This window comes from Rhodopseudomonas sp. AAP120 (genome assembly GCF_001295845.1).
Taxonomy (GTDB): Bacteria; Pseudomonadota; Alphaproteobacteria; order Rhizobiales; family Xanthobacteraceae; genus Rhodopseudomonas.
Map to the genome: position 1 here is coordinate 49,861 of NZ_LJIC01000059.1, position 25,131 is coordinate 74,991.

Below are 25,131 nucleotides of genomic sequence, written 5' to 3' on the forward strand. Positions count from 1 at the left end.
GATAAGTAAGCTCGTGAAACTCAGTTCCGTGCCTCGCCCGCGCCCGGGCGATGCCGCTGCCTCTCCGCGAGTCATTCCGGGCGCGCAGCGCAATTGCGTGAACCGGAATACCGGAATTGTTACGAGGACCGTGCCGCCGATAGCGAAATTGCCGGGGCCGATAGCACGCCTCCGGTCATTCCGGTGCGCTCGCGCGGCCCGCGAAGCCGCACTCCGTTCGCCGCTAAATCAATGACTTCCGCACCGATTCAAACGCCGTCGATGGCTTGCTCGTTCGGGTTGTTAGATCCGATCTAAGTCTGAAGGTAGAGGTATTCCATTCCCACTCGGGTTCCGGGCATACGGAACTCTGGATATACCCCGTTGAGTAGGTCGACACGTCGACCTGGTGGGGGCGGCCTATGACAACAACACGCCATGCGATGACGCGTGCTGCGATTTCCTGTGCCGCAGGCACGATGATTGTCGTCCTGATGGACGTCTCTCCCGCCTTGCCACAAGGCACCGCAACGCCGCTTCCATCCGTCACCGTTGACGCGCCGCAGCAGGCACGTCGAGCGACGTCCGCCTCGCGCGGTCGTAGCAGTTCGTCGACGTTGCGGCGCATCGTGCGCGCACGCCAGCCGTCCAACCAGCTGCCGCAAGCTACGCGCGCGGCGACTGCTGCGCGCGAGACTGCCTGGGGACATGTCGACGGCATTGTCGCGACCCGCAGCGGCACCGGCACCAAGACCGATACGCCGTTGATCGAGACGCCGCAGTCGATATCCGTCGTGACGCAGGATCAGATCCAGGCGCAGGCGTTCCAGAGCGCGGGGCAGGCGGTCCGGTATCTGCCGGGAGTGCGCAGCGAAGTCACCGGCGCCGATGCTCGCTTCGATGCGGTATATATTAGAGGCTTCCTCGGTGATCAGTATCTCGACGGCTTGCGGCTGCTGAATTTCGGGATCTACAACTACACCATCGTCGAGCCGTTCAATCTGGAGCGGATCGAAGTGTTGCGCGGTCCAGCCTCGATTCTGTACGGGCAGGCGTCACCCGGCGGCATCGTCAATATGGTCAGCAAACGACCGAGCTTCGAGCCCTATCACGAGATGTTCGTGTCGACCGGCACGCGCGGCCGGATTCAGAGTGGCGTCGATCTCAGCGGCCCGCTGGACAGTAACAAGGAGCTTGCCTATCGGCTGACCGCGTCCGGCTTCGATGTCGGCAGCCAGGTCGACTACCAGGGCTATCAGCGCGTCTCGATCGCACCGTCCTTGACCTGGCGGCCGACCAACGACACCACGCTCACCGTCCTCGGCACCTATCAGCGCGATCCGAAGGCCGGCTTCTACAACCAGATTTCGCCCTACGGCATCGGCACGATCTTCCCCTATAAGGGGCAGACGATCCCGACCAGCTTCTTCTCCGGTGAACCCGGTTTCGATCACACCTCGCGCAGCTACGGTTCGATCGGCTATTTGCTGGAGCACAATGTCGGAGCGGGACTGACGCTGCGCCAGAACCTGCGCTACATGGACAGCGACACCGACGTTGCGGTGACATCGCCGAATTTTTCGACCGATCCGACCAAGCTGACGCGCGGTGCCTATACCACGCAGGAGTACATCAAGTCGTTCTCCGTCGATACGCAGGCCGAGGGCAGATTCCGGATCGGATCTTTCGAGCACACCACGCTGTTCGGCATCGATTATCGCAACGCCTCCGATAAGGCTTACAACGGCACCGGAACGGCGACGACGATCAATGCCTTCGCGCCCGTCTACGGCACCATTCCGGTCGTCAACCCGGTCTCCGCGAACGGCCAGAACGTCCAACAGCTCGGCGTCTACGCGCAGGATCAGATCAAGTTCGACAACTGGGTTGCACTGCTCGGCATTCGCCGCGATCAGGCGGACTCGCAGACAAAGAATCTGTTCACCGGCATCCAGACCAGCGATAAGTCCGACGCCGCCATCACTAAGCGCGGCGCGTTGCTTTACAAATTCGACAACGGCGTATCGCCCTATGTGCAATATACCGAGTCGTTCCAACCCACGGTCGGAACCGACTTCTTCGGCAATTCCTTCGTCCCCACCCGGGGGCAGCAATACGAAGGCGGCATCAAATATCAGCCGAATCCGAAGGCGCTCTACACGCTGGCCTATTTCGATCTGACCCAGCAGAATGTGCTGACGTCTGATCCTGACCCGACGCATGTCGGCAAGAACGTGCAGACCGGCGAGATCCGCTCGCGCGGCGTCGAGGTCGAGGCCAAGGCCGAAGTGAACGCCAACCTCACCGCGCTGGCGTCCTACACCTATCTGGATCTCACCGTCACCAAGTCCAACAATGCGGCGCAGCTCGGCAAGCGTCCGATTGGCATGCCCACCCATTCCGCGAGCGCCTGGGCGGACTATACCTTCCACAGCGGCCCGCTGGACGGCTTCGGCGTCGCGGGCGGCGTGCGCTACATCGGAGAGAGCGCCGGCACCATCTCGAACTATCTGCCGAACTCCACGACGCCGTTCAACGTGCCGGCGGTGACGCTGGTCGACGCGGCGATCCACTACGACCTGAGCGCGCTCGGCAAGCAGTTCACCGGGATGAAGCTGTCGGTCAACGCCACCAATCTGTTCGACAAAGTCTATGTCGGCATCTGCCAGGATTTCGGCTGCTATTACGGCCTGCGTCGCGAAGTGATCGCGACCCTGCGCTATCGGTGGTGAACCAGGCGTGAGGACCGGAGCGGTGAGGCGGGCTACCCTGCTGAAATGGCTGTGGATACACAAATGGAGCAGCCTGATCTGCACCGTGTTTCTGCTGCTGATCTGCGTCACCGGGCTGCCGCTGGTCTTTGAAGACGAAATCGCCGATCTGTTCGACGACGCGCTCCCTTACGCTGCCATGCCGTCGGACGCGGCCCGCGTCGATCTCGATCGGCTGATCGCGAAAAGCCGGGCCGCCTATCCGGACCAGACTGTGATGTTCGCGGTCGTCGGCGACGACGAGCCGAAAGTCGTGGTGTCGCTGGCGCCGTCGTGGGCGGCGTTTCAGGCCGACCGGCGGTCCATGCGTCAGATCCGGTTCGACGCGCGCACGGGAGACGTGCTCAAGAACGGGGCGCCCCTCGATGGGCGAGCAGCGTCGGTCATGAACGTGGTGCGGCAGCTCCACGTGGATCTGTTCGCGGGACTGCCGGGAGAACTGTTTCTGGGCGCGATGGGGCTGCTGTTCGTCGTCGCGATCGTCTCAGGCGCGGTGGTCTACGGCCCCTTCATGCGGCGACTGGAGTTCGCCACGATCCGGTCGGGGCGCTCGCGTCGGCTGAAATGGCTCGATCTGCACAATCTGCTCGGTGTCGTTCCGCTGGTGTGGCTGCTGGTGGTCGGTGTCACCGGCGTGATCAACGAACTGTCGAAGCCGATGTTCTCGTTGTGGCAAATGACGGAGGTGCGGGCCATGCTTGCTTCGTTCGCGGGATCGCCGATCCCGGCACAGCCGTCATCGCCCCGCGCCGCGCTCGAGGTCGCAGAAGCCGCAACGCCGGGGATGACTCCGGTCAGTGTCACATTTCCAGGATCGCCGTTCGGTTCGCCCTATCACTACATCGTCTGGACCAAGGGGCACGACCCGCTGACCTCACGGTTGTTCAAGCCGGTGCTGGTCGATGCGCGTAACGGCAAGCTGGCGGCGGTCGTGCAGATGCCGTGGTATCTGACCGCGCTACAGGTCTCGCGCCCATTGCATTTTGGTGATTACGGCGGGATGCCGCTGAAGATCATCTGGGCGCTGCTCGATTGCGTCACCATCGTGATACTCGGCAGCGGCTTGTATCTCTGGTGGGCGCGTCGCGGCGACTTCGCCGGCGCGGCCGGGATTGGTCCCGCCGCCGGCACAGCGGCCGCCGGCAGAGCGAATGTGCTGTCGCCGGGGCCCACCGAATGAGAGCGCAAACGCTGTTACGGATTTGGCGCTGGCCGCTCGCGCTCGCGGCTCTGATCGCGGCGGGGCTCGCGGCTGCGTTTCTCGGCAACGATGCGATCTGGCGGTCGTTGTCCTGGGCGGCGCTTGCCGTCCCGCTGATCACTATCGTGATCGCGCTGTCGCGTGGCGGCTTCGGCCGCGCCCGTTAATCCACTGCCGCCACACCCTCACGCACCTGCTTCTTCCGGGTATCGCGTTCGTCGTGGATGATGGCGATCACCTTGCCGACCGGGGTGCCGAGGGTCTGCAGCACCGTGGAGGCGATTTCGAAGCTGGCTTCGAGGACTTCGCGGACGACGTCGGTAGCCCCGAGCTTGAACAGCCGGCGGGCGTGGTCGGCGTCACGGGCGCGGACGATCACCGGCAGATCCGGGCGCTCGGCGCGGGCGGCGGCGACGACGTGCTCGGCCGCGACCGCGTCGTGCATCGTCACCACCAGCGCCGGCGCTTCGGCGAGACCGCATTTGCGCAGGAAGGCGCGCTGCGTGGCGTCGCCATAGACCAGATTTTGGCCGGCGCGCCGCGCTCGCGCCACCGCCTCGGGATCGATCTCGATGCCGATGAACGGCTTGTCCTGCTTCTTCAGGATGTCGCCGAGAATGCGGCCGACGCGGCCGTAGCCGACGATGATGATGCGGCCCTCTTCGGCCGGGCCGGGGTCGGCATGGCCGTCGGCCAGGGCGGTGGCATTGCGCACCCGCGAGCTGGCTTTGCGGGACAGCCGCGCCAGATATGGCGTCAGCATCATCGTGCCGGACGATACCAGCAGCATGAACTGCTCGACCTCGTGAGTGACGAGCCCGCTCGAACTGGCGAGGCCGAGCACCAGGAAGGCGAATTCGCCGCCGCCGGCGAGCAGCAGGCTGGCCTCCGCCACCACCGGCCGGGACAGGCCGAAGGCGCGCGTCAGGCCGGCGATCAGCACGGCTTTCAGCGCCACCATGCCGAACACCGAAGCTGCCACCATGGCCGGATAGCGCGCGACTTCGGCGACATCGATCCGCATCCCGACCGAGATGAAGAACAGGCCGAGCAGCATGCCCTTGAACGGCTCGATATCGACCTCGACCTGGCGGCGGAATTCGGTTTCGGCCAGCACCAGGCCGGCGAGGAACGCGCCGAGCGCCATCGACAGGCCGGCGACGTGAGTAAGCAGCGAGGTGCCGACGACGACGAACAGGATGGTGGCCATGAACAGTTCGCGGTTGCGGGTATGCGCCACCAGCCGGAACAGCCGGCGCAGCACGAGCCGGCCGAAGCCGACGATCAGCAGGATCGCCGCGACCGCCTGGATCAGCGCCATCGCCAGGCCGAACCACACCGAGGTCGTCGCGCCGGCCGCCTGCGCGGCGTCGCCGTGCGTCTGGCCCAGCACCACGATCAGAAACAGGATCGGCACCACGGCGAGATCCTGCGCCAGCAGCACCGCGAAGATGGCGCGGCCGGTCTGCGTCGCCAGCCGCTTCTGCTCGGCGAGCAGCTGCAGCACGATCGCGGTCGACGACAGCGCCAGGCAGGCGCCGATCACCAGGCTGGCCTCGACCGTGTTGCCGAACCCGATGGCGATGCCGGCGATCGCCGCAGTGGTCAGCACCACCTGCAGCATGCCGAGCCCGAACACCAGCCGGCGCATCGTCCACAGCCGGTCGAACGACAATTCGAGCCCGATGGTGAACAGCAGGAAGGCGACGCCGAGTTCGGCGAGCCGGTCGACCGCATCCTGCGACGTAATCGTGATCGCCTGCAGCCAGGGTACGCCGTCGCCGATGCGGCCGAGGCTGTAGGGGCCGAGCACGAGGCCGGCGACCAGGAAGCCGAGCACCGGGCTGATGCGCAGCCGCGCCATCAGCGGAATCACCACGCCGGCGGTCCCGAGAAACACCAGGGCTTCACGGTAGACGCCGATATCGCTTGCAGTTGTCATTTTGATTCCAGATCACGCGTCCGGCAGCCCCGCGCGGGTCTCGATCAAACTCCGGCCCGGCTGCGTCAAAACACCGCAATGCCCCGTCCCGCGTCGGCGGCCGGATCTTGCTCGGCGCGGAGCCCGCACGCGACGCGGCGATGAGTCGAAGCGCGGGTGGCACCTCGCGTCGTCATGTCGAAGATCGGTCGATATGGAACATAGCACGCCGCTGATTTCGACCATCGTCGAAGGCCTGGTGCTGGCGTTTATTTTCGACGGTGTGGCACAGCGGCTCCGCGTTCGATGCCGCGTGCGAGGGAGCGGCATCCCGAGTTGAAGCAAGGCGCTACGCGGGGCGATACGCGCGCGTCATCACCGTGACAGCAGCTTCAACGTGCCGTTACGATAGATCGGCCCCTGTGCCTTGCCGCCGGTGACCACGTTGGTCTGATATTGCTGGCTGACGCCGTCGAGGGCCGTCGACAGTTCGGCACGAAAGGTCGCGAAGCCGGCCGAATCGATCTGCTTCGGCACTTCACCTTTCGCGAACAGCCGCTGCTTGGCCTCGTCGGGAGCCTGCGCGCGGACCCCGCCGCTCACCGTGAGGTCGACGATCAAGCGGTCGCCCCGCCACCGGGCGGAGCCGCTGGCTCCAAGTTCGGCGTCGTCGAGCAGCAGCGATCCGGCGACCAGATAGTCGCCGCTCGGCACCGCGGTGAAGCCGAGGCGCAAGGTGCCGGTCTCGCCGTCCTCCGACTGCCACGCCCAGCGATGCTCGCCGCGATAGGTGACGGCGGTCTGCGTCAGCTCGGGCCGCAGCTCTTGCGCCGAAGCGGGGCAGGGCGTCGTTGCCGCCCAAACCGCAACGATCGCGGCGCGGGCCACATAGGTCATGAAGCGCATCGTGTCGTCTCCTGAAAGGCTCACCAGCGGTAGCGAAGGCTGGCGATGACCGAGCGGTCGAAGCCGGCGTTGCAACTCGTGGCCGAGCAGCTCACGTAGTACTGCTTGTTGGTGAGGTTGGTGGCGTTGACGGCGAGCCGCATTCCCTTGAGGTCGCGGTGAAGCTGGCCGAGATCGTAGTGAAGCCGGGCATCGAACAGCACGTAGGACGGCACGCCGATGGTATTGGCAGAATCCGCGAAGCTCTCGCCCACGTAGCGCGTGCCGAGGCCGGCGCCGAAGCCGGCCAGCGGGCCGCTCTGGAACGTGTAGTCGCCCCACAGCGACGCGGTGTCGGCCGGCAGCCCGGTCGGACGATTGCCGAGCTCGGCGGCACTGTTGCTCTTGGTTACGGTCAGTTCAGCGTGGGTGTAGGAGGCCACCAGATTGAGGCCGGCGATCGGGTTGGCCACGCCCTGAAGCTCGAAGCCGCGCGAGCGCACCTCGCCGATCTGAAGACGGTTGAGCGAATTGTTCGCATCGATCGTCTGCACGTTCTCTTGATAGAGATCGAACACCGACATGGTGACGAAGCTGGTCGCTCCGGACGGCTGGAACTTGACGCCGATTTCCGCCTGTCGCCCGGTCGTCGGCTTGTAGGGCTGGCCGTAGAAATCGGTCCCGAGCACCGGGCTGAACGAGGTCGAGTAGCCGATATAGGGCGCGAGGCCGATGTCGCTGAGATAGACGAGCCCGGCCCGATAGGTGGATGCCTTGTCGTCCTGCGTGGCGGTCGAGCCCTTCAGCCGATTGTCCGTGGCGGTGTTCGACCGGTCCTGCCGCCCGCCGAAGCTCAGCACCCAATGGCGATCGAATTTGATCTGCTGCTGGCCGTAGATTCCGACCTGGTCGGAGGTCTGCCAGGTCGAGGCCATCGGCGTGGTCGCCGCGCCGATCGGCTGATTGTAGACCGGGTTGAAGATATCGATCGACGGAGCGCGGCCGCTGTTGAGGTAGTAATCCTCGGTCGAACGACGGTAGTCGACGCCGGCCAGCGACACGAACTGCGCCGAGCCCATCCACCAGTCGGCTTGAATCTGATTGTCGGACGCGTAGGTGTCGCCGACGATGCGGAATTGATACAGCGCGCGATTGAGCGTCCGCTGGTCGGCCGCGAGACTCATGCCCGACGCGGTGTTGGTCAAAAGGTCGACATGGCCGTAGCGGAAATTGGACCGCATCGTGAAGGTGTCGTCGAGACGATGTTCGAACAGATATCCGGCTGAATACTGCGTGCGATCGTTGTCGAGGCCGGGCTGGTCGAGGAACTGGTTACGCGGCAGCTGCCCGTTCCTGTTGGGAAGCAGCGTGCCCTGGATCGGGATGTAGGGGCGCGGCGGCCCGAATTTTTCGTGGCTGTAGTCGGTCAGGATCGTCAGCGTCGTGTCGATGTTCGGCCGCCAGGTGAGCGCCGGTGCGATGAACACCTTGTCGTCCGGGACCGCCTTGAACTGGGTGTTGCTGTCGCGCGCTAGTCCGGTCAGCCGGTAGAGAAACTGGCCGTCCTTGTCGATCGGCCCGCTGAGATCGAACTGCCCCTGCAGCCGGTCGAAGCTGCCGCCTTGCAGCATCACTTCGTGGAAAGGCTTGTCGAGCGGACGCTTGGTGATGAGATTGACTAGGCCGCCTGGCGAGTTCTGGCCGTACAGCACCGAGCTCGGCCCGCGCAGAACCTCGACGCGTTCGAGACCGTAAGGTTCGGTCTTCGGCCATGCCTGGGCGGTGGTGCCGCGCAGGCCGTCGCGCAGGATTCCGCTGCTGCTGGCATCGAAGCCGCGAATGCTGAACGTGTCGAAACGCTGCGAGATCGCTGGTGTGGTCGCCACGACACCCGCGGAGTAGCGCAAGGCGTCGGTCACCGACTGAACGTTCTGCGCGTCCATCTGCTGACGATTGATCACCGAGATCGACTGCGGCGTTTCGATCAGCGGTGTGTTGGTCTTGGTCCCCGTCGTGCTGGCCCGGGCGACGAAGCCGGACGCATCCGCGCCACGTGCGGAGGTCGCCCGCGAGGTCGGGCGGGGGAGCGCTGCGGGAGCGGCGGTCACGGTCGGCCGGGTGGCCCTCCGCTTCGGCCTGCTCTGCTTCGGGGCGCTGACGACCACGGCAGGCAGCGCGTTCACGGCCGGGGAGGCGGGCGCAACTGCCGCCGCCTGGGCCCGTGCATCGTCGGTCGCCGCGCCGATCAGCAGCAATGCACTCATCGGCAGCGACGCGGCGTATCTGCGGTTGCGCCGCGCCGCTCGCTGGCGTGAAGCAATTAGTTCGGCAGGACGCGGCTGTGTGGTCATCGTGATATTCCTCCAGGACGCGGCACAGAAGCGTCACTGCGAGGAATGCGACAAGCCGTCGGACTTTTGATTTCCGGACGAATTCTTACGATTACAAACGTTCTACGTCGTCGGCGGGGTGAGGCGGTCGCGGAGTGGAATTACAGCAGATCGCGCGGAGAAATTCCGAAGCGCTTTCGGAACACCGCCGAGAAGTAAGCGGGTGTGTAGCCGACGCGATGCGCGGCCTCCGATACGTTGGTGGCGCCGCTCGACAGCAGCCGATACGCTTCGTTCAAACGTGCGTCCTGCAGGAAGTCGTTCACGGTGGTGCCGAATGCCGCCTGGAATCCATCCGTCAGCTTGCGGGTGTTCAGTCCCACCGCCGCCGCCAGGGCCGGCAAATTCGGCGGAGCCCCGAGCCGTTCCAGGAGGATGGCGCGGGCTTTCTTCAAGCGCTCGACATCGCCGAGCGAGGGCCGCAGTGTCTCGATCGCCGAGTTGGCGTCGACCGCGTCGTAGGCCAAAGCGAGGATCTCGATCGCCTTTGCGGACAGGAACAGATCCCGCGCCGCGCCCACGAAGGGGCACACCTCGAGCTGTGAGCACAGCGCCTGCAGCGCACGCGGCGCCTCGATGTGGTGAAGGCTCGGGCGATCGGTGCAGAACAGCGGCGTCAGCGGATCGCGTTCGGCCTCGCCGCCCGGTGAAAAGGCGGCCTTGACCATCACGTAGTGCAACGGCTCGTCGGCCGTCACCATCTGGCGACCGGAGGCATCGGCCGGCGAACGGATCACGCACACCGTGGGACCGGCGATGCTGAACTCACTGACGCAGCCATCGATCCGCGCCCGCATCGCGCCGCGTAGGATGACCACCACCTTGGTGCCGTGATGCAGCTGTTCGTCGACCCAATCGCCATCGGGCTGCTGCAGAACGCCGCTGGCCAGATCGAGCTGCGAGATCGCGCCCGTCCACCTGTGCTCCAATGTCATGCTTCCGCCGTCGAACACCGCTGGTGACAAGGAGCAACACTATGTCACCGAAGCCTGGCAACGGCACCGGGGCGACGCGAGGCGAAGTCGAGAAAAGCTCGAAGGTGGCCGAGGCGAAATGGCGCTGGTGGCATTTGCCGTTCACGCCGACGCGCGCGTCACGGCCGATCATCGCTTCGGCAGCCTTGCGAACGCGGGATGCGACCGGCGCCGCGAGCCTCCGCAGCTGTTCAGCCGGATCGGCTTACGCCGGCAGCGAGCGCGGCGCGAACAGGATCACGCTCATGCCGACCAGGCAGATCGCGGCGCCGATCATGTCCCAACTGTCCGGCCGATGCCCCTCCATCGCCCAGCCCCACAGCAGCGCGCTGGCGATGTAGATGCCGCCATAGGCCGCGTAGGCGCGCCCGGCCAGCGGACTGTCGACCAGCGTCAGCAGATAGGCGAACAGAGCCAGCGCCATCATGCCCGGGATCAGCCACAACGCCGACTTGTCCAGCCGCAGCCACGCCCAGAACGCAAAACACCCGGCGATCTCCATCACCGCGGCGGCACAAAAGGTGAGGAGGGAGGTCATGGGGAGCCTTCGAACGATGGGGCGAAGTGTTGCGCAGCATAAGGCGCGAAGCGCCGAGAGAGCAGCCAAGCCGGCAAAGAAAAAGGCGCGGAGGGCATCCGCGCCTTTCCGATTCTACGATGTCGGCCCTATCAGGCGGCCTTGGTCTCGCTCATCGCCTTGTTGAGGTTCTGCGCGACCTTGTCGAGGAAGCCTTCGGTCGACAGCCAGCGCTGGTCGGCGCCGACCAGGAGCGCAAGGTCCTTGGTCATCGCACCGGCTTCGACGGTCTCGACGCAGACCTTCTCGAGCAGGTCGGCGAAGCGGGCCAGCTCTTCGTTGCTGTCGAGCTTGGCGCGATGCGCGAGGCCGCGGGTCCAGGCGAAGATCGAGGCGATCGAATTGGTCGAGGTCGCCTTGCCCTTCTGGTGCTCGCGATAGTGGCGGGTGACAGTGCCGTGGGCGGCTTCGGCTTCCACCGTCTTGCCGTCCGGCGTCATCAGCACCGAGGTCATCAGGCCGAGCGAGCCGTAGCCCTGCGCCACGGTGTCGGACTGCACGTCGCCGTCGTAGTTCTTACAGGCCCAGACATAGCCGCCCGACCACTTCAGCGCGGAGGCGACCATGTCGTCGATCAGGCGGTGCTCGTAGGTCAGGCCCTTGGCGTCGTATTCGGTCTTGAACTCGGCGTCGAAGATCTCCTGGAAGATGTCCTTGAAGCGACCATCATAGACTTTCATGATGGTGTTCTTGGTCGACAGGTAGACCGGGTAGTTCCGCATCAGGCCGTAGTTCAGCGACGCGCGGGCGAAGTCCTTGATCGACTCGTCGAGGTTGTACATCGACATCGCGACGCCGGCGCCGGGTGCCTTGAACACTTCGCGCTCGATCACCTGGCCGTCCTCGCCGACGAACTTCATCGTCAGCGTGCCCGGGCCGGGGAACTTGATGTCGGTCGCGCGATACTGGTCGCCGTAAGCGTGGCGGCCGATCACGATCGGCTTGGTCCAGCCCGGCACCAGCCGCGGCACGTTCTTGCAGATGATCGGTTCGCGGAAGATCACGCCGCCGAGGATGTTGCGGATCGTGCCGTTCGGCGACTTCCACATGTTCTTGAGGCCGAACTCCTTCACCCGCGCTTCGTCCGGGGTGATGGTGGCGCACTTCACGCCGACGCCGACCTGCTTGATGGCGTTCGCCGCATCGATGGTGACCTGGTCGTCGGTCGCGTCGCGGTGCTCCATTCCAAGGTCGAAATACATCAGTTCCACGTCGAGGAACGGCGTGATCAGCTTGTCCTTGATCATCTGCCAAATGATGCGGGTCATCTCGTCGCCGTCGAGTTCGACGACGGGATTTTTCACCTTGATTTTCGCCATGCGGGATCGGGCCTTCTTTGCGACAGCTGGGGCGGGATTGGGCTTGAGCCGCGCCCGCTATAGCACTGCGCGGCGCGCGCTGGAAAGCCGAATGGGCGGGCAATTGCGCACGATTCGCAACGTTCCGGCGCATGGCGGGGACGCGCGCGCGCCGACTGTCCGCCGGGCCACATTGCGGCCCTTGCTCATGCGACGGATGAGCCGGAACCTCATGTTCTTAACGAATCGTCAAAACTCTTGGTAAACGTATTATTTCGCTTGAGAAAACGCGCCAGCCTTGGCACCAGCAGGGGCGCGAAACGGCGCCTGCGCGGTCGCCTTGTTCAAGCTCCGCTATAATCTCAACGCAGCTCTGGCCGCCGACCTCGTGCGACACCGGGGCGCTATTCCGAAAGCTCGTCCGATGGCCGGTTCAGGCACCGACAAATCCAAGCCCGCAACGGACCTCGCCGGACCTGTTGTCATTCTGGTTGAACCGCAGCTCGGCGAGAACATCGGGATGTGCGCGCGGGCGATGGGTAATTTCGGCCTGAAGCGTTTACGTCTGGTAAAGCCGCGCGACGGCTGGCCCAACATCGCAGCGACGCGCGCCTCGGCCGGCGCCGACCACATCCTGAATGCGGTGGAACTGTTCGACAGCGTCGAGGCCGCGGTGGCCGATTGCGCGCTGCTGTTCGCCACCACCGCACGCGCCCATGACCAGGCCAAGCCGGTGCGCGCGCCCGAGGCGGCCGCGCAGGAGATCGTCGCCGCGACCGCGTCCGGCGTCACCGCCGGCATCCTGTTCGGCCGCGAGCGTCACGGCCTCGAGAACCACGAGGTCGCGCTCGCCAACCGCATCGTCACTTTCCCGGTCAACCCGGCCTTCGCCTCGCTGAACCTGGCGCAGGCGGTGCTGCTGATGGGCTATGAATGGTTCAAGCACGCCACCGGCGGCGCATTGCCGTTCGACATGCCCGAGCGCTCCGAGCCGGCGTCGCAGCACCAGATGCAGGCGTTCTTCGACAATCTGGTCGCCGAGCTCGACCGCGTCGAGTTCCTCCGCCCGCCGGAGAAGCGCGACACCATGCTGGTCAATCTGCGCAACATCTTCACCCGCATGGATCCGACCAAGCAGGACATCCACACACTGCACGGCGCCATCATGGCGATCGCCGAGGGCCGCAAGGGCCCAGCCAAGGGCGGCGTGCTCGACGGCGAGCAGGCCACACGGTTGCGCGCGCTCTTGGCCGAGCGCGCGGCCGGCGCCGCTGATCCCGACGGCGGCTCGCTGCGCGGCCTGGCGCGGCTGCTCCGCCGCAACCCGACCGACGCCGAGCGCCTCTTATGGGAGAAGCTGCGCAGCGACCGCCGCTTCGCCGGCAACTTCAAGCGCCAGACCCCGGTCGGCCGCCACATCCCGGATTTCGTCTCCTTCACCCGCCGCCTGGTGATCGAGCTGATCCACCCGGACGAAGGCGACGCCGTCGCGGCGGACAGGGCCGCGCGCAAAACCTGGCTGGAAGAGCGCGACTACCGCGTGGTGTGGGTGACGGCCGACGAGGTGAATGCAGACATCGGCGCGGTGCTGGGGCGGATCGAGGCGGTGCTGGCGGGGTAGGGCGGCCGCGCGCGGCGCCGATTGACTTGGCCGGCGCTGCGCGATGGACTGCGACCTAGCGGCGAAACGGCCGCAGCTGACGGAGGAGATTTATGCGACATTCCACTCCACGCCGCATCGCCAGCGGCTTCGCCGCGCTCGCGGCCGTGCTCGTCGCCGGATCGATCGGAAGTGCCCGCGCCGACGAAGTCGCCGGCACCTGGCTGCGCGACACCGGCGCGTCGAAGGTGAAGTTCGCGCCCTGCGGTGGCGCGCTGTGCGGCACGCTGGTGTGGATCAAGCCGGGCGTCGAGACGCCGGCGAAGGTCGGCCAGAAGGTGTTCTTCGACATGAAGCCGACCGGCGCCAACGCCTGGAGCGGCAGCGCCTTCAATCCGGAAGACGGCAAGACCTACAGCGGCAAGATGAGCCTCGCCGGCGGCACCCTGACCACCCAGGGCTGCGCGATGGGTGGCATGATCTGCAAATCGTCGACCTGGACTCGGAGCAACTGAGCGGCGCTTGGAGCGACCGATATGAAAAGCAGAGCAATTGACGCAGCGGCGAACCGTTCGCGTGAAGCCGCGTTGCAGCTTGAGCTGCTCGAGAAGGACATCCGGCGCGGCGTGTCCGCGCTGGAGCGAGGGGATTTTGTCGAAATCGATGACGAAGGCCTCGATACTCTGCTCGATGAGTTGGTGTCTCTGCCCGCGCCTAAAAGATAGAGTGTTGAATTGAGCGTCGCCTTCACCAAGGAAGACAGTGCCGCGACCGCATCGGAAACGATGCTGCCCGACCGGCCGATTTCGGAGCATCCCAATCTCGTCACCGCCGCCGGCCTCGCCGCGCTGGAAGCGCAGCTCGCCGAGGCGCGCGCCGGCGTCGAGGCCGCCGCCGCCATCGCCGACGTCAACGAACGCCGCCAGGCCGAAGCGATCCCGGCGCGCGACCTGCGCTACTTCGACATCCGCGTCCGCAGCGCGCAGCTGATGCCCGAGCCGGACAGTAACGACGTCGTTGCATTCGGCAGCACCGTCACCTTCCGCCGCCCCGACGGCCGCGTCCAAACCTACCGCATCGTCGGCGAAGACGAAGCCGACCCCAAGCAGGGCACGATCTCATTCGCATCGCCGGTGGCAAGGCTGCTGATGGGGAAGGAAGTCGGCGACGTGGTGGGGAAGGGCGCGCAGGAGCTGGAGGTGGTGGAGATTGCTTAGTCCAGGCTGCGAGCCCGTCGATCCGCTGTGGGTGGCTTGAAGTTCAAGTCGCGCCGCGCGAGATCTTTTGTTGCTGATAACGCGCTTGTACCTCGGGCTGGGAAGTCTTGCCAAGAACGACGTTGGCGTCCTTCAAACCACCTGCGAGACCGGGAACTTCGATCACCGTATCTGCCATCCTCTCGTAGGCGACCGGTTCAACTACGAAGGGCTTTAAATAGTCGTCGAGCAGCCCCTTGCCCGGCTTCGCCAATTCTTTGGTCAGGGCGAGAAGATAGGCGGACTTGTCGGTTTTGGCCCAGTCGATGCTGAACCCCGCGCGTTGGGCGAGAACTGCGTGAACCACCATGATGGTCCGGCCATTGCCGTCCAGGAAAGGATGGCCGTATGCGAGATATCCCATCACTTCGACGGGCTTCGCCGCCATGAAGGCACGATCCTGTCCGTGGCTCAATGCGTAGTCGACTGCGGGTCGAATGTCGTGAGGGTGAGCGAACAGAACGCCCCCCCTTGCTCACCGCAATCTCGGGCGCTGTGTTGGTGCGGTCGTGCCCCGCCCAAGGATAGATAGCCTCGAACAGGATGCGATGGATATCGAGTACGTCCTGATAGTTGATATATTCGATCGCCGAGAGCCGGGCAAAAGCTTCGGAAAGCCCACTGGTGAAAGAGGAATGTTCGAGCCGACGAACGATCGCGAGATCCTTCTCTTTTTCGAAGTTGCGGAGGTAGCCTTCCGCTTCGAAATCGCCGAAAGGATCGAACGTCACTTTTTGGATTCGCTCAGATAACGCGCCTGCAACTGCACGAGGTCTCTGCGACTCAAATGCCCGGCCCGCTGCAGAGCCAGCAGAGTCTGCTCGATGTCGTCGAAAACGATGTCGTCGCCGGCGAGCCGGGTGATGTGATGCGCGAGTTCGTCTGACGCTGTGCCCAAGTAGCGTACCTGGTGTTGCCTGGCCATCTCATCGATCAGAGCGGCGGTTGCGCGTCGAGGGCGGGACAGCATGATCTCCTCGCCCGCCAATATAGCTGCCAACCGATTGAAAATCTATGGACAGAGGCCGCTTCGCTGGCCTGCAGGCTACGGGCATCAACGGGGTGCGCGGCCGATCCGTGGTGAATCCATCCTTCTAAGACGTCTGCATCTTCGCGCAGGACATTTCATCCTGGCTCAATTCGGCGCTGCTACGCTCGCGCCTTTGTGGGTGCGAGGATGTGTCATGTTGTTAGCGAAGTATTGTTGGTTTGCCGCCGTGGCGGCTGTGTTGATGACGGCACCGGCTGCGGCGCAGACGGCGCCCGGAGGCGCGGACGGGCAGGGCGCGCCGGTGCGGGTTCAGACCTCGATCTCCTTCTTCGTAGCCGGCAGCGGCACGGAGGACGAGCTGCCGCAGAAACTCGATCAGGCGCGCAAGACCGTCTATCTCCTGGCGACGCGGGAGTGCGAGCTGCTGCGCAGCACGATCGCCAAGGACTGCAGGCTGGAGTCGGTCAACAGCAACGTCCGCCAGGCCGAAGGCCGGTCGCCGCAGCTGCAGCAGCCGAGCGGCTACAGCGTCAGCGGGACGATCGGATCGGTGATCACTCTGAAGGCGTTGCCCTAACGGGCGCGGCGCGGGCCGCGCTTCGTTAACGTTTCGCATGTTGGGCTGCCGGCCCCAGCGGACACGCTTCCCAGCTGTTGTGGTGGTCGCGGCATCGTCGCGCGACATCCAGACACGCGCGCGGGGAGCATCCCGATTCGCTGCGATTCGTCGCCGCTTTGTTCCGCCTGCGTTCGGAACGTTAACGTCGGCGGAGGGAGCTGTCGCAGGACGGGACGCTGCGGACGAAGGCGACGCGGCTCGCGCCGCAGCGTCAGACTGCGCCGGCCGGGCGTCTCGTCGGGTCGTCCATTAACGTCTGGCCGGTTGTGACATTGTCGGGCGCGAATGCGCGCGCCCAGAGCTTGTGGCCATCGCGGCGACGGCCCCCGAGATGCAGTCCCTGCCGTCCTGCAGATCCCGATTCGCGGTGATTCGTCGGTGGTTTGTTCCGCCCGCGTTCTGAACGTTAACGTGGGCACGACGCAGCGTCACAAGCTGGCACAGAACGCCGCGTCGCAGGCCGGCCACGGTCACTGACCTGGGCGATGTCACGTTGGCCCGCTACCGATCGTCCTGCTCGCAGGGCGGATGCGGCATCGCCCGGCCATGCTAGCCTGAGCAAAAATCAGGGAGAGACCGCCGATGACCACCACCGCGCAGAAGCGCGCCGCGTTTCGCCAGCTGCATCAATCGGGCTGCTTCGTGCTGCCCAACCCGTGGGACATCGGCTCGGCGCGGATGCTGCAGCATCTCGGCTTCAAGGCGCTGGCCTCGACCAGCTCCGGCTTCGCCTGGTCGATCGGCCGCGCCGATAATCAGGTCGCCTGTGACGACGTGCTGGCGCATCTGACGGCGCTGTGCGCCACCACCGATCTGCCGGTCAACGCCGATTTCGAGAGCGGCTTTGCCGACGATCCGGACGGCGTCGCCGCCAATGTCACCCGCGCGGTGGCGACCGGCATCGCCGGCCTGTCGATCGAGAACGCCACCGGCGACAAAGCGCGCCCGCTCTACGACGACGCGCTCGGCGTCGCCCGCATCAAGGCGGCCCGCGCCGCGATCGACGCCACCGGCGAAGACGTGCTGCTGGTCGCGCGCTGCGAAGGTTTTCTGTGGGGCGAGCGCGATCTGTCGAAGACGGCCGCGCGGCTGGTGGCATTCGCCGGCGCCGGCGCCGACTGCCTTTACGCGCCGGGCATCTCGACCGAGGCGGAGATCACCACGCTGGTCCAGGCCGTCGCGCCGAAGCCGCTCAACGTGCTGACCGTGCAGCCGGCCACAATGACCGTCGCCAAACTCGCCGCCCTCGGCGTCCGCCGCATCAGCGTCGGCGGCGCACTCGCCCGCGCCGCGTGGGGCGGCTTCCTGAATGCCGCGCGCGAGATCGCCGAGCAGGGGACGTTCACGGCGCTGGCGGGGGCGGCGAAGGGCGCGGAGTTGAATGGGGTGTTTGGGGAAAGAAGTGACTAGAGCCTTTTGAGAAGGCGCGTTTAGAGCCGAATTAGCACCTCCGACATGACTCCCTGCCTATTGATTTCCCAGATATCACGGATGCGCGGTCAAGCTGCACATAATCTCCGACGCCGGAATACAATTTAATAATCGAAGGGTGGTTTGCGTTTGATACCATTACTGTTGCGCCGCGCGAGCTGGCGCGCACTAAACAGTCACGAAGACGTATCTGATCGTTCCAAGAAAAGAACTTCATTTTCACGGCGCCGCGCACGGACGTCGATCCCCGATTCGCCCGCGCAACAAAAATGCCCGGGACCAGCCCGGGCATTTCCAACTCTGCGGCCAAAGCAAAAGGCACGCGCCGCGGTCGCCCGCGGCGGTCCGCCTTACTTCCCGGCCTTGATCTCCAGCACCGCCTGGGCGAGGAACTCGCCGAGCTTGAGGCGGATTTCCTGCTCGGTGACCGAGATGCCCTTGTCGCCGAGGTCCTTGGTGACCTTGCGGACGACGTCGGCGTCGCCGGCCTCCTCGAGGTCGGCCACCACGACTTCCTTGGCATAGGCCGCGGCGGCATCGCCGGACAGGCCGAGCTTTTCGGCGACCCAGAGGCCGAGCAGCTTGGAGCGGCGGGCTTCCGCCTTGAACTTCAGTTCTTCGTCGAGCGCGAACTTCTTCTCGAATCCTTCCTCGCGCTTGTCGAACGTGCTCATTGTCTGGGTTCCGATCTGTGAGCCGGCCGCGGGAACGGGCCGGTTTGCGGTGGGCGGTTTCGATGCCTAGATATCCAGAGCGGAACGACAAGACAACTGCCAACAAGGACGCAGCCGGACGGGTAAAACTTAGGCGCACCCGGCCGGATCGATTGTGCCGGACCGGCCAATCAGCTAGGTTGCGGCAAGGCTAGGTTCTTGTTCTGTTTCCGGTTCCGGCCTTCACGGCAGCTCCGCCGTGGGTCTCAATCCTCTGACGGAGCCACCCATCCATGGATTTCAACAAAACACGGTACATCCCCATGAGCCGGCGACGTCGCATTTATGAAGGCAAGGCCAAGGTGCTGTATGAAGGTCCGGAACCCGGAACCCTGATTCAGCACTTCAAGGACGACGCTACCGCTTTCAACGCCAAGAAGCATCAGGTGATCGAGGGCAAGGGCGTCCTCAACAACCGGATCTCGGAGTACCTGTTTCAGCACCTCAACGACATCGGGGTGCCGACCCACTTCATCCGCCGCCTCAACATGCGCGAGCAGCTGATCCGCGAAGTCGAGATCGTGCCGCTCGAGGTGGTGGTGCGCAACGTCGCGGCCGGTTCGCTGTCGCAGCGGCTCGGGATCGAAGAGGGCACCCAGCTGCCGCGCTCGATCATCGAGTTCTACTACAAGAACGACCAGCTCAACGACCCGATGGTCTCGGAAGAGCACATCACCGCGTTCGGCTGGGCGACGCCGCAGGAGATCGACGACATCATGGCGCTGGCGATCCGCGTCAATGATTTCCTCACCGGGCTGTTTCTCGGCATCGGCATCCGCCTGGTCGACTTCAAGATGGAATGCGGCCGGCTGTTCGAGAACGACATGATGCGGATCATCGTCGCCGACGAGATCTCGCCGGATAGCTGCCGGCTGTGGGACATCAAGTCGAACGAGAAGCTCGACAAGGACCGCTTCCGCCGCGACCTCGGCGGCCTCCTTGAGGCCTACACCGAAGTCGCCAAGCGCCTCGGCATCCTGATGGAAAACGAGCGCCCGGTCGGATCGGGCCCGGTGCTGGTGAAGGGCTGAAGCGACACGCGCGGTCCGCTGGTCGCGTGGCCCATGGTTCGAGACGCGTCGCTTCCGCGACGCTCCTTACCATGAGGATGTGTCTGGGGCCGGCGCCACACCGCCGACCTCATCCTGAGGAGCCCGGCGCAGCCGGGCGTCTCGAAGGATGGCAGACAAAAGTGACGTCATTCCGGGGCGCGCGCGGCGCGAACCCGGAGTCCAGAAGTTATAGACCGATCGAGATTCCGGGTTCGCGCGCAAGGTGCGCGCGCCCCGGAATGACGGAGAGGGCGGAGGCTCTATCCGACACGACGAGGGGACCATGAAGGCACGAGTGACTGTAACCTTGAAGAACGGCATCCTCGATCCGCAGGGCAAGGCGATCGAAGGCGCGCTGAAGTCGCTCGGCGTCGCCGGCATCGCCAGCGTCCGCCAGGGCAAGGTGTTCGACATCGAGCTCGCCGCCGATGCTGACAAAGCGAAAGCCGAAGCCGCGCTGAAAGACGCCGCCGACAAGCTGCTGGCCAACACCGTGATTGAGAATTATCGCGTCGAGGTGCTGGGCTGATAACCCTCTCCCGTTGTGGAGAGGCCGGCGGGCGAAGCTCGTCGGGTGAGGGGTTTTGATGAGGGCATTGCGATGGCTGAAGTCACTCCCGAACTGATGTACGAAGTCCTCAAGGCCGTGCAGGCGCGGCTCGCGCAGGTCGATGGCAAGGTCGACGAACTGAAGCAGGACGTGCAGGCGTTGCGCTTCTCGCACAACGGGCTCCGTCAGGAGATGGTCGGCATTCACACCGAACTCGGCAGCATTCACGCCACGCTGGTCCGCCACGAACAGCGGCTCGACCGCATCGAACATCGTCTCGAACTGAACGAAGCACCTAGCCTATGAAATCCGCCGTTCTCGTCTTCCCCGGTATCAATCGCGAGCGCGACATGGCGCGCGCGCTGAAGCTCGTCTCCGGCACCGATGCCGCGATGGTGTGGCATGCCGACACCGAACTGCCGAAGGGCACCGACCTCATCGTGGTGCCGGGCGGCTTCTCCTACGGCGATTATCTGCGCTGCGGTGCGATCGCGGCGCGGGCGCCGGTGATGGACGCGGTGCGCAAGTTCGCAGGCAGCGGCGGCCTCGTGCTCGGCGTCTGCAACGGCTTCCAGATCCTCTGCGAATCCGGCCTGCTGCCCGGCGTGCTGATGCGCAATGCGCGGCTGAAATTCATCTGCCGCGACGTGCATCTGCGCGTCGAGCGCGCCGATAGTCCGTTCACCCGCGGCTACACCGCCGGCCAAGTGATCAAGGTGCCGGTGGCGCATGGCGAGGGCAATTACGAAGCCGACGAAGAGACCGTGAAGCGTCTCGAAGGCGACGGCCGCGTGCTGTATCGCTACTGCTCGCCCGAGGGCGAGATCGGCGAGAGCCACAACATCAACGGCGCCGCGGCGTCGATCGCCGGCATCGTCAACGAACGCGGCAACGTCCTCGGCATGATGCCGCATCCGGAAAACCACGTCGAACCGATCATGGGCTCGACCGACGGGCGTGGCCTGTTCGAAGGCCTCGCGGCGCATCTGAAGGCGGCGTAGTTTTGTAACGAGCGCGCGTGGCTTCGCATTCCGCGTCATTGCCGGGCTCGACCCGGCAATCCATCTTCTTCGAAATAACAGTGTGTCGCGCGCGTGGCGATAGATGCGCCGATCTGGTCGCTGCATCCCAGTCTTTCGTTCGTCATTCCGGGGCGCTCACGTAGTGAGCGAGCCCGGAATCCATAACCACTGTGCTGGTGGTTGAAAGCTGGCGTCGCCCGCCCGTGACTACCCGCGAGTCCAGGGGATATGGATTCCGGGCTCGCGCTGCGCGCGCCCCGGAATGACGGGGAGAGGGCCGTTGTAACGGCGTGCAACCCTTTGCCGCGTACGTCCTCCGACGCCCATCCCACTCCGTCGGACCCCAATGCCCCGGATGCGAGTCAAATCCGATCTGCCTCACAAGACCTGCGTGGCGTGCGGGCGGCCGTTTGCGTGGCGCACGAAGTGGGCGCGGGATTAGATCGCCGCGTAGTATCTCGTCCTCGATGCCGACGCTTACGAGTGGGTCGAACTGCCGAGCGTGCAAGGCATGGCGCAATTCGCCGAGGGAGGTTTGCTGGCGTCGGAGCCCGCCGCAGCATCGGGCGCTTATATCGATCGGATGTCGAACCTGTGCGGAAGTTACCGCAACGAAGTAAAGGTCAAATCCGGACCGAAAGCATGCACGTTCAACATCCTCCATGGGGCTTTCCTGATCCGCAATGCGCCGCATTTGCGCGGGAACCCGCGCAGGGCGATGCCGTATCGCACGCTCGCCGGCTTCGACGACGCCCGCAAGGCGGTCATCACGGCGGAAGCCGATGCGTTGCTCGACGGCTTGCCGACGCAGTCACGCGCTCGCGCCCTTGGTTCATGGGCGCATCATGATTTTAACATAACCCCGTGATTACGACCGGATCGATCGGGTTGGTCCGGCCGTTTGGAGGTCCGATGCCATTTGCTGTCATCGTTGTTCTGCTCGACGTCATGCTCGTGTATCACGCCTCGAGGACGGGCCGTTTGCAGCCGTGGGCGTTCATCATCCTGATGATTCCGGTTGCCGGCGCGGTGGCCTATGTGCTGGTCGAGCTGCTGCCGGAAATTCTCGGCGGCCCGCAGGCGGGGCGCGCGGGCCGACGCGTCATCAATCGGCTCGATCCCGAGAAAGAATATCGCAACTTATCGGATCGGCTCGCGGCCACCGACACGATCGCCAACCGTGCGGCGCTGGCAAACGAGTGCCTCGCGCTCGGGCGCTTCGAAGAGGCGGAGCAGCACTACACGCATCTGATGGCGCTGCCGCATGGCGACGATCCCGCTTATGCGATCGGCAAGGCGAAGGCCGAGTTCGGCTTGAAGCGGCCGGCCGATGCGGTGGCGACGCTTGACGCGATGCGCGAGGCCGCGCCGGACTACGAATCGGCCGAGGGGCATCTGCTCTATGCGCGCGCGCTCGCCGAGGCGGGGCGAACCGACGAGGCGCTGCAGGAATTCGAGGCGGTGTCGCAATATTTTCCCGGCGCCGAGGCGCGCGTGCGGCATGGCCTGCTGCTGGAAGATCTCGGCCGGGCGCCCGAAGCCAAGGCGATCTTCATGGAGCTGCTGATCCAGATGAAGCGCGCGCCGAAATTCGCCCGCAAGGTGCAGGCCGAGTGGATCACCATCGCCGAAAAGCGGGTTGCCAATTAGCTCGCCGGGCAGTTCACCGATGAGTTGAACGGCGCGTGCCGCGTCGCTCGCGAGCAACGCGGCCGGCGGGTGGCGGTCGATCGGGGACGGGATCGCCGCTCAATGACTATCCGCCACCTCGGTCGCCGGCACCTTGCGCTTCACGCGCTTGATGGTGCCTGAGAAGGTGAACAGCGGCCGGTCGCCGCTCTTCAGCATGCCGCGGACGAAGATCAGCGACTTGCCGGCGCGGGTGACTTCGCCGGTGGCTTCGATCAGTTCGCCTTCGAATGCCGCGTCGAGAAATTCGGCGCCGAACGCCACGGTGACGCCGGGGCCTTCCAGCTCGCGAGTCGCGATCGCGAACAGGCAATAATCGGCGAAGGTCATGAAGCAGCCGCCGTGCACGGCCTTCATGCCGTTGAGGTGCTTCTTCTCCACCCGGAAGGCGCAGCGCACGTGGCCATCGTCGTCGATGCGGTGCCAGAACGGGCCGTTGTGCGACTCGAAGGTGTCGCGCGTCCAGGTTCGCCAGCCGGCGAATTCGCCCTCGGTGGCGACGGTCAGATCGGGGCGGTGGGACGGCGGAGCGGCTTGCTGCACGGCGGAATTATCCTTTGGTCGAGGTCTCTCCATAAATCCGATGCCGCGCTGCAATGCAAATGCCGTGCGCGGTCGGGCGCGGCGAATTGACCCTGCGCAAACGGGGCGCGTCCTGCCCCAGTATAGGTTGCCGGCCGCCGCGCGGCCGCCTCAGGGAGAACAGAATGAGCGACCAGATCAAGTACGTGCTGGACGAGGAGAACATCCCGACGTCCTGGTACAACCTCAATGCCGACTTCCCGACGCCGATGCCGCCGGTGCTGCATCCCGGCACGCATCAGCCGGTCGGCCCGAGCGATCTGGAGCCGCTGTTTCCGATGGAGCTGATCCTCCAGGAAGTCGCGACCGAGCGTTACATCGACATTCCCGAGCCGGTGCGCGACGTGTTCCGGATGTGGCGGCCGGCGCCGCTGATCCGCGCGCGCCGTCTCGAGCAGGCGCTGGATACGCCGGCCAAGATCTACTTCAAATACGAAGGCGTTTCGCCCGCCGGTTCGCACAAGCCGAACACCGCCGTGCCGCAGGCCTGGTACAACAAGCAGGCCGGCATCAAGAAGCTGTCGACAGAAACCGGCGCCGGGCAGTGGGGTTCGTCGCTGGCGTTTGCCGGCTCGCTGTTCGGGCTCGACGTGCTGGTCTTCCAGGTCCGCGTCTCGTTCGATCAGAAGCCGTATCGCCGCGCGCTGATGGAGACCTACGGCGCGCGCTGCATCGCCTCGCCGTCGACGGAAACCGAATCCGGCCGCGCGATCCTCGCCAAGACGCCGAACAGCCCGGGCTCGCTCGGCATCGCGATCTCCGAAGCGGTCGAGATCGCCGCCAAGAATCCGGACGTCAAATACGCGCTCGGCTCGGTGCTCAATCACGTCATGCTGCACCAGACCATTATCGGCCAGGAAGCCATCAAGCAGTTCGAGCTGGCGGGCGACGATCCGGATGTGGTGATCGGCTGCGCCGGCGGCGGCTCAAATTTCGCCGGCCTGGCGTTTCCGTTCCTCGGCCTGCAGCTGCGCGGCGGCCGCAAGCGGCGCATCATCGCCGTCGAGCCGGCGGCGTGCCCGACGCTGACGCGCGGCACCTACGCCTATGATTTCGGCGACACCGCGCATCTCACTCCGCTGGTGAAGATGCACACGCTCGGCTCGACCTTCATGCCGCCGGGCTTCCATGCCGGCGGCCTGCGCTACCACGGCATGAGCGGGATGGTGTCGCACGCCTACGAACTCGGCCTGATCGAAGCCCGCGCCTATCAGCAGGTCGGCTGTTTCGAAGCCGGCGTGCAGTTCGCCCGCACCGAAGGCATCGTGCCGGCGCCGGAATCGACGCACGCGGTGCGCTGCGCGATCGACGAGGCGCTGCGCTGCAAGGCCGAGGGCAAGGCGGAAACCATCCTGTTCAACCTCTCCGGCCACGGCCATTTCGACATGCAGGCCTACATCAACTACTTCGAAGGCAAGCTGGTCGATCAGGACTACGACGAAGCGGATCTCGCCACGGCGCTGGCGGGATTGCCGGCGGTGGCGGCCTAAACCAACGCGCCCCGGACGCTGCGCAGCGCGCCGCCCTTGCGGCGTGGTGCGCTGCAGATCCGGAGCCCCGGTTTCTGGCGCGTGAACCGGGATCCCGGGTCTGCGAAGCAGCGCTATGCGCTGCATCGCGCCCGGGACAC

Annotated in this window: 28 protein-coding genes; 18 read left to right on the forward strand and 10 right to left on the reverse strand. The window is 65.1% G+C overall.

From position 1 onward, the window contains the following. The first annotated feature begins 608 nt into the window (after positions 1–608). From IP86_RS10170 to IP86_RS10180, 3 genes are read left to right on the forward strand one after another with little or no spacing between them, the layout of a single operon-like run. A complete protein-coding gene (locus IP86_RS10170) occupies positions 609–2,711 on the forward strand; it encodes a TonB-dependent siderophore receptor (protein ID WP_245290585.1) in 2,103 nt (700 codons plus the stop codon). 22 nt (positions 2,712–2,733) lie between these two features. Further along, positions 2,734–3,930: a PepSY-associated TM helix domain-containing protein gene (locus IP86_RS10175; protein WP_245290586.1), complete on the forward strand. Its 1,197-nt coding sequence runs from the start codon at positions 2,734–2,736 to the stop codon at positions 3,928–3,930. After that, positions 3,927–4,118: a hypothetical protein gene (locus IP86_RS10180; RefSeq protein WP_054162405.1), complete on the forward strand. Its 192-nt coding sequence runs from the start codon at positions 3,927–3,929 to the stop codon at positions 4,116–4,118. The genes IP86_RS10175 and IP86_RS10180 overlap by 4 nt, the downstream gene beginning before the upstream one ends. Here IP86_RS10180 and IP86_RS10185 read toward each other — a convergent pair. The 3 genes from IP86_RS10185 to IP86_RS10195 all read right to left on the reverse strand — a co-directional run bounded on the left by IP86_RS10185 (position 4,115) and on the right by IP86_RS10195 (position 8,718). Beyond that, the gene (locus IP86_RS10185) at positions 4,115–5,893 is read right to left on the reverse strand and encodes a monovalent cation:proton antiporter-2 (CPA2) family protein (protein ID WP_054162406.1); all 1,779 of its coding nucleotides are present in this window, start codon (positions 5,891–5,893) and stop codon (positions 4,115–4,117) included. The two genes, IP86_RS10180 and IP86_RS10185, sit on opposite strands and share 4 nt — an antisense overlap. Before the next feature lie 354 nt (positions 5,894–6,247). Then, complete coding sequence (locus tag IP86_RS10190; RefSeq protein ID WP_054162407.1) at positions 6,248–6,778, reverse strand: hypothetical protein; 531 nt, start codon at positions 6,776–6,778, stop codon at positions 6,248–6,250. A gap of 20 nt (positions 6,779–6,798) precedes the next feature. Then, positions 6,799–8,718, reverse strand: coding sequence for a TonB-dependent siderophore receptor (locus tag IP86_RS10195; RefSeq protein ID WP_245290587.1), 1,920 nt, complete (start codon positions 8,716–8,718; stop codon positions 6,799–6,801). Here IP86_RS10195 and IP86_RS29340 point away from each other — a divergent pair. Continuing rightward, positions 8,711–9,178 (forward strand): hypothetical protein, encoded by a 468-nt coding sequence (locus IP86_RS29340; protein ID WP_245290588.1) that lies wholly within the window; start codon positions 8,711–8,713, stop codon positions 9,176–9,178. The two genes, IP86_RS10195 and IP86_RS29340, sit on opposite strands and share 8 nt — an antisense overlap. A gap of 70 nt (positions 9,179–9,248) precedes the next feature. Here IP86_RS29340 and IP86_RS10200 read toward each other — a convergent pair whose 3' ends face one another. From IP86_RS10200 to IP86_RS10210, 3 genes are all read right to left on the reverse strand, one after another. Continuing rightward, entirely contained in the window at positions 9,249–10,082 is an 834-nt protein-coding gene (locus IP86_RS10200) for a helix-turn-helix transcriptional regulator (protein WP_054162409.1), read from the reverse strand. A gap of 244 nt (positions 10,083–10,326) precedes the next feature. After that, positions 10,327–10,659, reverse strand: a complete 333-nt coding sequence (locus IP86_RS10205; RefSeq protein ID WP_054162410.1) for a YnfA family protein — start codon at positions 10,657–10,659, stop codon at positions 10,327–10,329. Between the two features lie 131 nt (positions 10,660–10,790). Further along, complete coding sequence (locus IP86_RS10210; RefSeq protein WP_054162411.1) at positions 10,791–12,017, reverse strand: NADP-dependent isocitrate dehydrogenase; 1,227 nt, start codon at positions 12,015–12,017, stop codon at positions 10,791–10,793. A gap of 403 nt (positions 12,018–12,420) precedes the next feature. Between IP86_RS10210 and IP86_RS10215 the strand changes: the two genes are divergently transcribed. The 4 genes from IP86_RS10215 (at position 12,421) to greA (ending at position 14,813) form a co-directional block, all read left to right on the forward strand. After that, complete coding sequence (locus IP86_RS10215; protein ID WP_054162412.1) at positions 12,421–13,617, forward strand: TrmJ/YjtD family RNA methyltransferase; 1,197 nt, start codon at positions 12,421–12,423, stop codon at positions 13,615–13,617. Between the two features lie 92 nt (positions 13,618–13,709). Continuing rightward, positions 13,710–14,111, forward strand: a complete 402-nt coding sequence (locus IP86_RS10220) for a DUF2147 domain-containing protein (RefSeq protein ID WP_054162413.1) — start codon at positions 13,710–13,712, stop codon at positions 14,109–14,111. A 21-nt stretch (positions 14,112–14,132) separates the two neighbouring features. Continuing rightward, positions 14,133–14,321, forward strand: a complete 189-nt coding sequence (locus tag IP86_RS28630; protein ID WP_156332458.1) for a hypothetical protein — start codon at positions 14,133–14,135, stop codon at positions 14,319–14,321. 9 nt (positions 14,322–14,330) lie between these two features. Continuing rightward, positions 14,331–14,813 carry a transcription elongation factor GreA gene (greA, locus tag IP86_RS10225; RefSeq protein WP_054162414.1) on the forward strand — a complete coding sequence of 161 codons (483 nt, stop codon included), beginning with the start codon at positions 14,331–14,333 and terminating at the stop codon, positions 14,811–14,813. Positions 14,814–14,856: 43 nt separating this feature from the next. Here the strand turns inward: greA and IP86_RS29345 are convergent, their stop codons facing one another. Both IP86_RS29345 and IP86_RS10235 read right to left on the reverse strand, forming a co-directional pair. Then, the gene (locus IP86_RS29345; protein ID WP_245290589.1) at positions 14,857–15,267 is read right to left on the reverse strand and encodes a Fic family protein; all 411 of its coding nucleotides are present in this window, start codon (positions 15,265–15,267) and stop codon (positions 14,857–14,859) included. Positions 15,268–15,579: 312 nt separating this feature from the next. Next, positions 15,580–15,822 carry a hypothetical protein gene (locus IP86_RS10235; RefSeq protein WP_054162464.1) on the reverse strand — a complete coding sequence of 81 codons (243 nt, stop codon included), beginning with the start codon at positions 15,820–15,822 and terminating at the stop codon, positions 15,580–15,582. 214 nt (positions 15,823–16,036) lie between these two features. Between IP86_RS10235 and IP86_RS10240 the strand changes: the two genes are divergently transcribed. Together IP86_RS10240 and IP86_RS10245 are read left to right on the forward strand one after the other, a co-directional pair. After that, a complete protein-coding gene (locus IP86_RS10240) occupies positions 16,037–16,420 on the forward strand; it encodes a hypothetical protein (RefSeq protein ID WP_054162415.1) in 384 nt (127 codons plus the stop codon). Between the two features lie 624 nt (positions 16,421–17,044). Continuing rightward, on the forward strand, positions 17,045–17,872 hold the full coding sequence (locus IP86_RS10245) for an isocitrate lyase/PEP mutase family protein (RefSeq protein ID WP_054162416.1): 828 nt from the start codon (positions 17,045–17,047) through the stop codon (positions 17,870–17,872). A 371-nt stretch (positions 17,873–18,243) separates the two neighbouring features. Here the strand turns inward: IP86_RS10245 and IP86_RS10250 are convergent, their stop codons facing one another. Then, positions 18,244–18,567: a DUF1476 domain-containing protein gene (locus IP86_RS10250; RefSeq protein WP_054162417.1), complete on the reverse strand. Its 324-nt coding sequence runs from the start codon at positions 18,565–18,567 to the stop codon at positions 18,244–18,246. Between the two features lie 302 nt (positions 18,568–18,869). On the opposite strand from IP86_RS10250, the gene purC reads away from it, so the two are divergent. The 7 genes from purC to IP86_RS10280 all read left to right on the forward strand — a co-directional run bounded on the left by purC (position 18,870) and on the right by IP86_RS10280 (position 22,880). Continuing rightward, the gene (purC, locus tag IP86_RS10255; protein WP_182915243.1) at positions 18,870–19,637 is read left to right on the forward strand and encodes a phosphoribosylaminoimidazolesuccinocarboxamide synthase; all 768 of its coding nucleotides are present in this window, start codon (positions 18,870–18,872) and stop codon (positions 19,635–19,637) included. A 304-nt stretch (positions 19,638–19,941) separates the two neighbouring features. Then, on the forward strand, positions 19,942–20,187 hold the full coding sequence (purS, locus tag IP86_RS10260; RefSeq protein WP_054162419.1) for a phosphoribosylformylglycinamidine synthase subunit PurS: 246 nt from the start codon (positions 19,942–19,944) through the stop codon (positions 20,185–20,187). A gap of 72 nt (positions 20,188–20,259) precedes the next feature. Beyond that, positions 20,260–20,514: a hypothetical protein gene (locus tag IP86_RS10265; protein ID WP_054162420.1), complete on the forward strand. Its 255-nt coding sequence runs from the start codon at positions 20,260–20,262 to the stop codon at positions 20,512–20,514. Then, a complete protein-coding gene (purQ, locus tag IP86_RS10270) occupies positions 20,511–21,209 on the forward strand; it encodes a phosphoribosylformylglycinamidine synthase subunit PurQ (RefSeq protein WP_054162421.1) in 699 nt (232 codons plus the stop codon). Before IP86_RS10265 ends, purQ begins: the two co-directional genes overlap by 4 nt. Positions 21,210–21,585: 376 nt before the next feature. After that, positions 21,586–21,672 carry a DUF2256 domain-containing protein gene (locus tag IP86_RS28025; protein WP_502693996.1) on the forward strand — a complete coding sequence of 29 codons (87 nt, stop codon included), beginning with the start codon at positions 21,586–21,588 and terminating at the stop codon, positions 21,670–21,672. A 69-nt stretch (positions 21,673–21,741) separates the two neighbouring features. After that, positions 21,742–22,098 (forward strand): hypothetical protein, encoded by a 357-nt coding sequence (locus tag IP86_RS10275; protein WP_054162422.1) that lies wholly within the window; start codon positions 21,742–21,744, stop codon positions 22,096–22,098. Between the two features lie 44 nt (positions 22,099–22,142). Continuing rightward, entirely contained in the window at positions 22,143–22,880 is a 738-nt protein-coding gene (locus IP86_RS10280; protein ID WP_054162423.1) for a tetratricopeptide repeat protein, read from the forward strand. 99 nt (positions 22,881–22,979) lie between these two features. On the opposite strand, the gene IP86_RS10285 is transcribed toward IP86_RS10280, so the two are convergent. Next, the gene (locus IP86_RS10285) at positions 22,980–23,495 is read right to left on the reverse strand and encodes a PaaI family thioesterase (RefSeq protein ID WP_054162424.1); all 516 of its coding nucleotides are present in this window, start codon (positions 23,493–23,495) and stop codon (positions 22,980–22,982) included. 131 nt (positions 23,496–23,626) lie between these two features. Here IP86_RS10285 and IP86_RS10290 point away from each other — a divergent pair, with 131 nt between their 5' ends. Further along, positions 23,627–24,991 (forward strand): TrpB-like pyridoxal phosphate-dependent enzyme, encoded by a 1,365-nt coding sequence (locus IP86_RS10290; protein WP_054162425.1) that lies wholly within the window; start codon positions 23,627–23,629, stop codon positions 24,989–24,991. The last annotated feature ends 140 nt before the right edge of the window (positions 24,992–25,131 follow it).

Bases quoted from the DNA above. Each gene is read 5' to 3' on its own strand.
- IP86_RS10180 (WP_054162405.1), top strand. From the start codon at position 3,927: ATGAGAGCGCAAACGCTGTTACGGATTTGGCGCTGGCCGCTCGCGCTC.
- IP86_RS10185 (WP_054162406.1), bottom strand. From the start codon at position 5,893: ATGACAACTGCAAGCGATATCGGCGTCTACCGTGAAGCCCTGGTGTTT.
- IP86_RS10190 (WP_054162407.1), bottom strand. From the start codon at position 6,778: ATGCGCTTCATGACCTATGTGGCCCGCGCCGCGATCGTTGCGGTTTGG.
- IP86_RS10200 (WP_054162409.1), bottom strand. From the start codon at position 10,082: ATGACATTGGAGCACAGGTGGACGGGCGCGATCTCGCAGCTCGATCTG.
- IP86_RS10205 (WP_054162410.1), bottom strand. From the start codon at position 10,659: ATGACCTCCCTCCTCACCTTTTGTGCCGCCGCGGTGATGGAGATCGCC.
- IP86_RS10210 (WP_054162411.1), bottom strand. From the start codon at position 12,017: ATGGCGAAAATCAAGGTGAAAAATCCCGTCGTCGAACTCGACGGCGAC.
- IP86_RS10215 (WP_054162412.1), top strand. From the start codon at position 12,421: ATGGCCGGTTCAGGCACCGACAAATCCAAGCCCGCAACGGACCTCGCC.
- IP86_RS10220 (WP_054162413.1), top strand. From the start codon at position 13,710: ATGCGACATTCCACTCCACGCCGCATCGCCAGCGGCTTCGCCGCGCTC.
- IP86_RS28630 (WP_156332458.1), top strand. From the start codon at position 14,133: ATGAAAAGCAGAGCAATTGACGCAGCGGCGAACCGTTCGCGTGAAGCC.
- IP86_RS10235 (WP_054162464.1), bottom strand. From the start codon at position 15,822: ATGCTGTCCCGCCCTCGACGCGCAACCGCCGCTCTGATCGATGAGATG.
- IP86_RS10240 (WP_054162415.1), top strand. From the start codon at position 16,037: ATGTTGTTAGCGAAGTATTGTTGGTTTGCCGCCGTGGCGGCTGTGTTG.
- IP86_RS10245 (WP_054162416.1), top strand. From the start codon at position 17,045: ATGACCACCACCGCGCAGAAGCGCGCCGCGTTTCGCCAGCTGCATCAA.
- IP86_RS10250 (WP_054162417.1), bottom strand. From the start codon at position 18,567: ATGAGCACGTTCGACAAGCGCGAGGAAGGATTCGAGAAGAAGTTCGCG.
- purC (WP_182915243.1), top strand. From the start codon at position 18,870: ATGAGCCGGCGACGTCGCATTTATGAAGGCAAGGCCAAGGTGCTGTAT.
- purS (WP_054162419.1), top strand. From the start codon at position 19,942: ATGAAGGCACGAGTGACTGTAACCTTGAAGAACGGCATCCTCGATCCG.
- IP86_RS10265 (WP_054162420.1), top strand. From the start codon at position 20,260: ATGGCTGAAGTCACTCCCGAACTGATGTACGAAGTCCTCAAGGCCGTG.
- purQ (WP_054162421.1), top strand. From the start codon at position 20,511: ATGAAATCCGCCGTTCTCGTCTTCCCCGGTATCAATCGCGAGCGCGAC.
- IP86_RS28025 (WP_502693996.1), top strand. From the start codon at position 21,586: ATGCGAGTCAAATCCGATCTGCCTCACAAGACCTGCGTGGCGTGCGGG.
- IP86_RS10275 (WP_054162422.1), top strand. From the start codon at position 21,742: ATGGCGCAATTCGCCGAGGGAGGTTTGCTGGCGTCGGAGCCCGCCGCA.
- IP86_RS10280 (WP_054162423.1), top strand. From the start codon at position 22,143: ATGCCATTTGCTGTCATCGTTGTTCTGCTCGACGTCATGCTCGTGTAT.
- IP86_RS10285 (WP_054162424.1), bottom strand. From the start codon at position 23,495: ATGGAGAGACCTCGACCAAAGGATAATTCCGCCGTGCAGCAAGCCGCT.
- IP86_RS10290 (WP_054162425.1), top strand. From the start codon at position 23,627: ATGAGCGACCAGATCAAGTACGTGCTGGACGAGGAGAACATCCCGACG.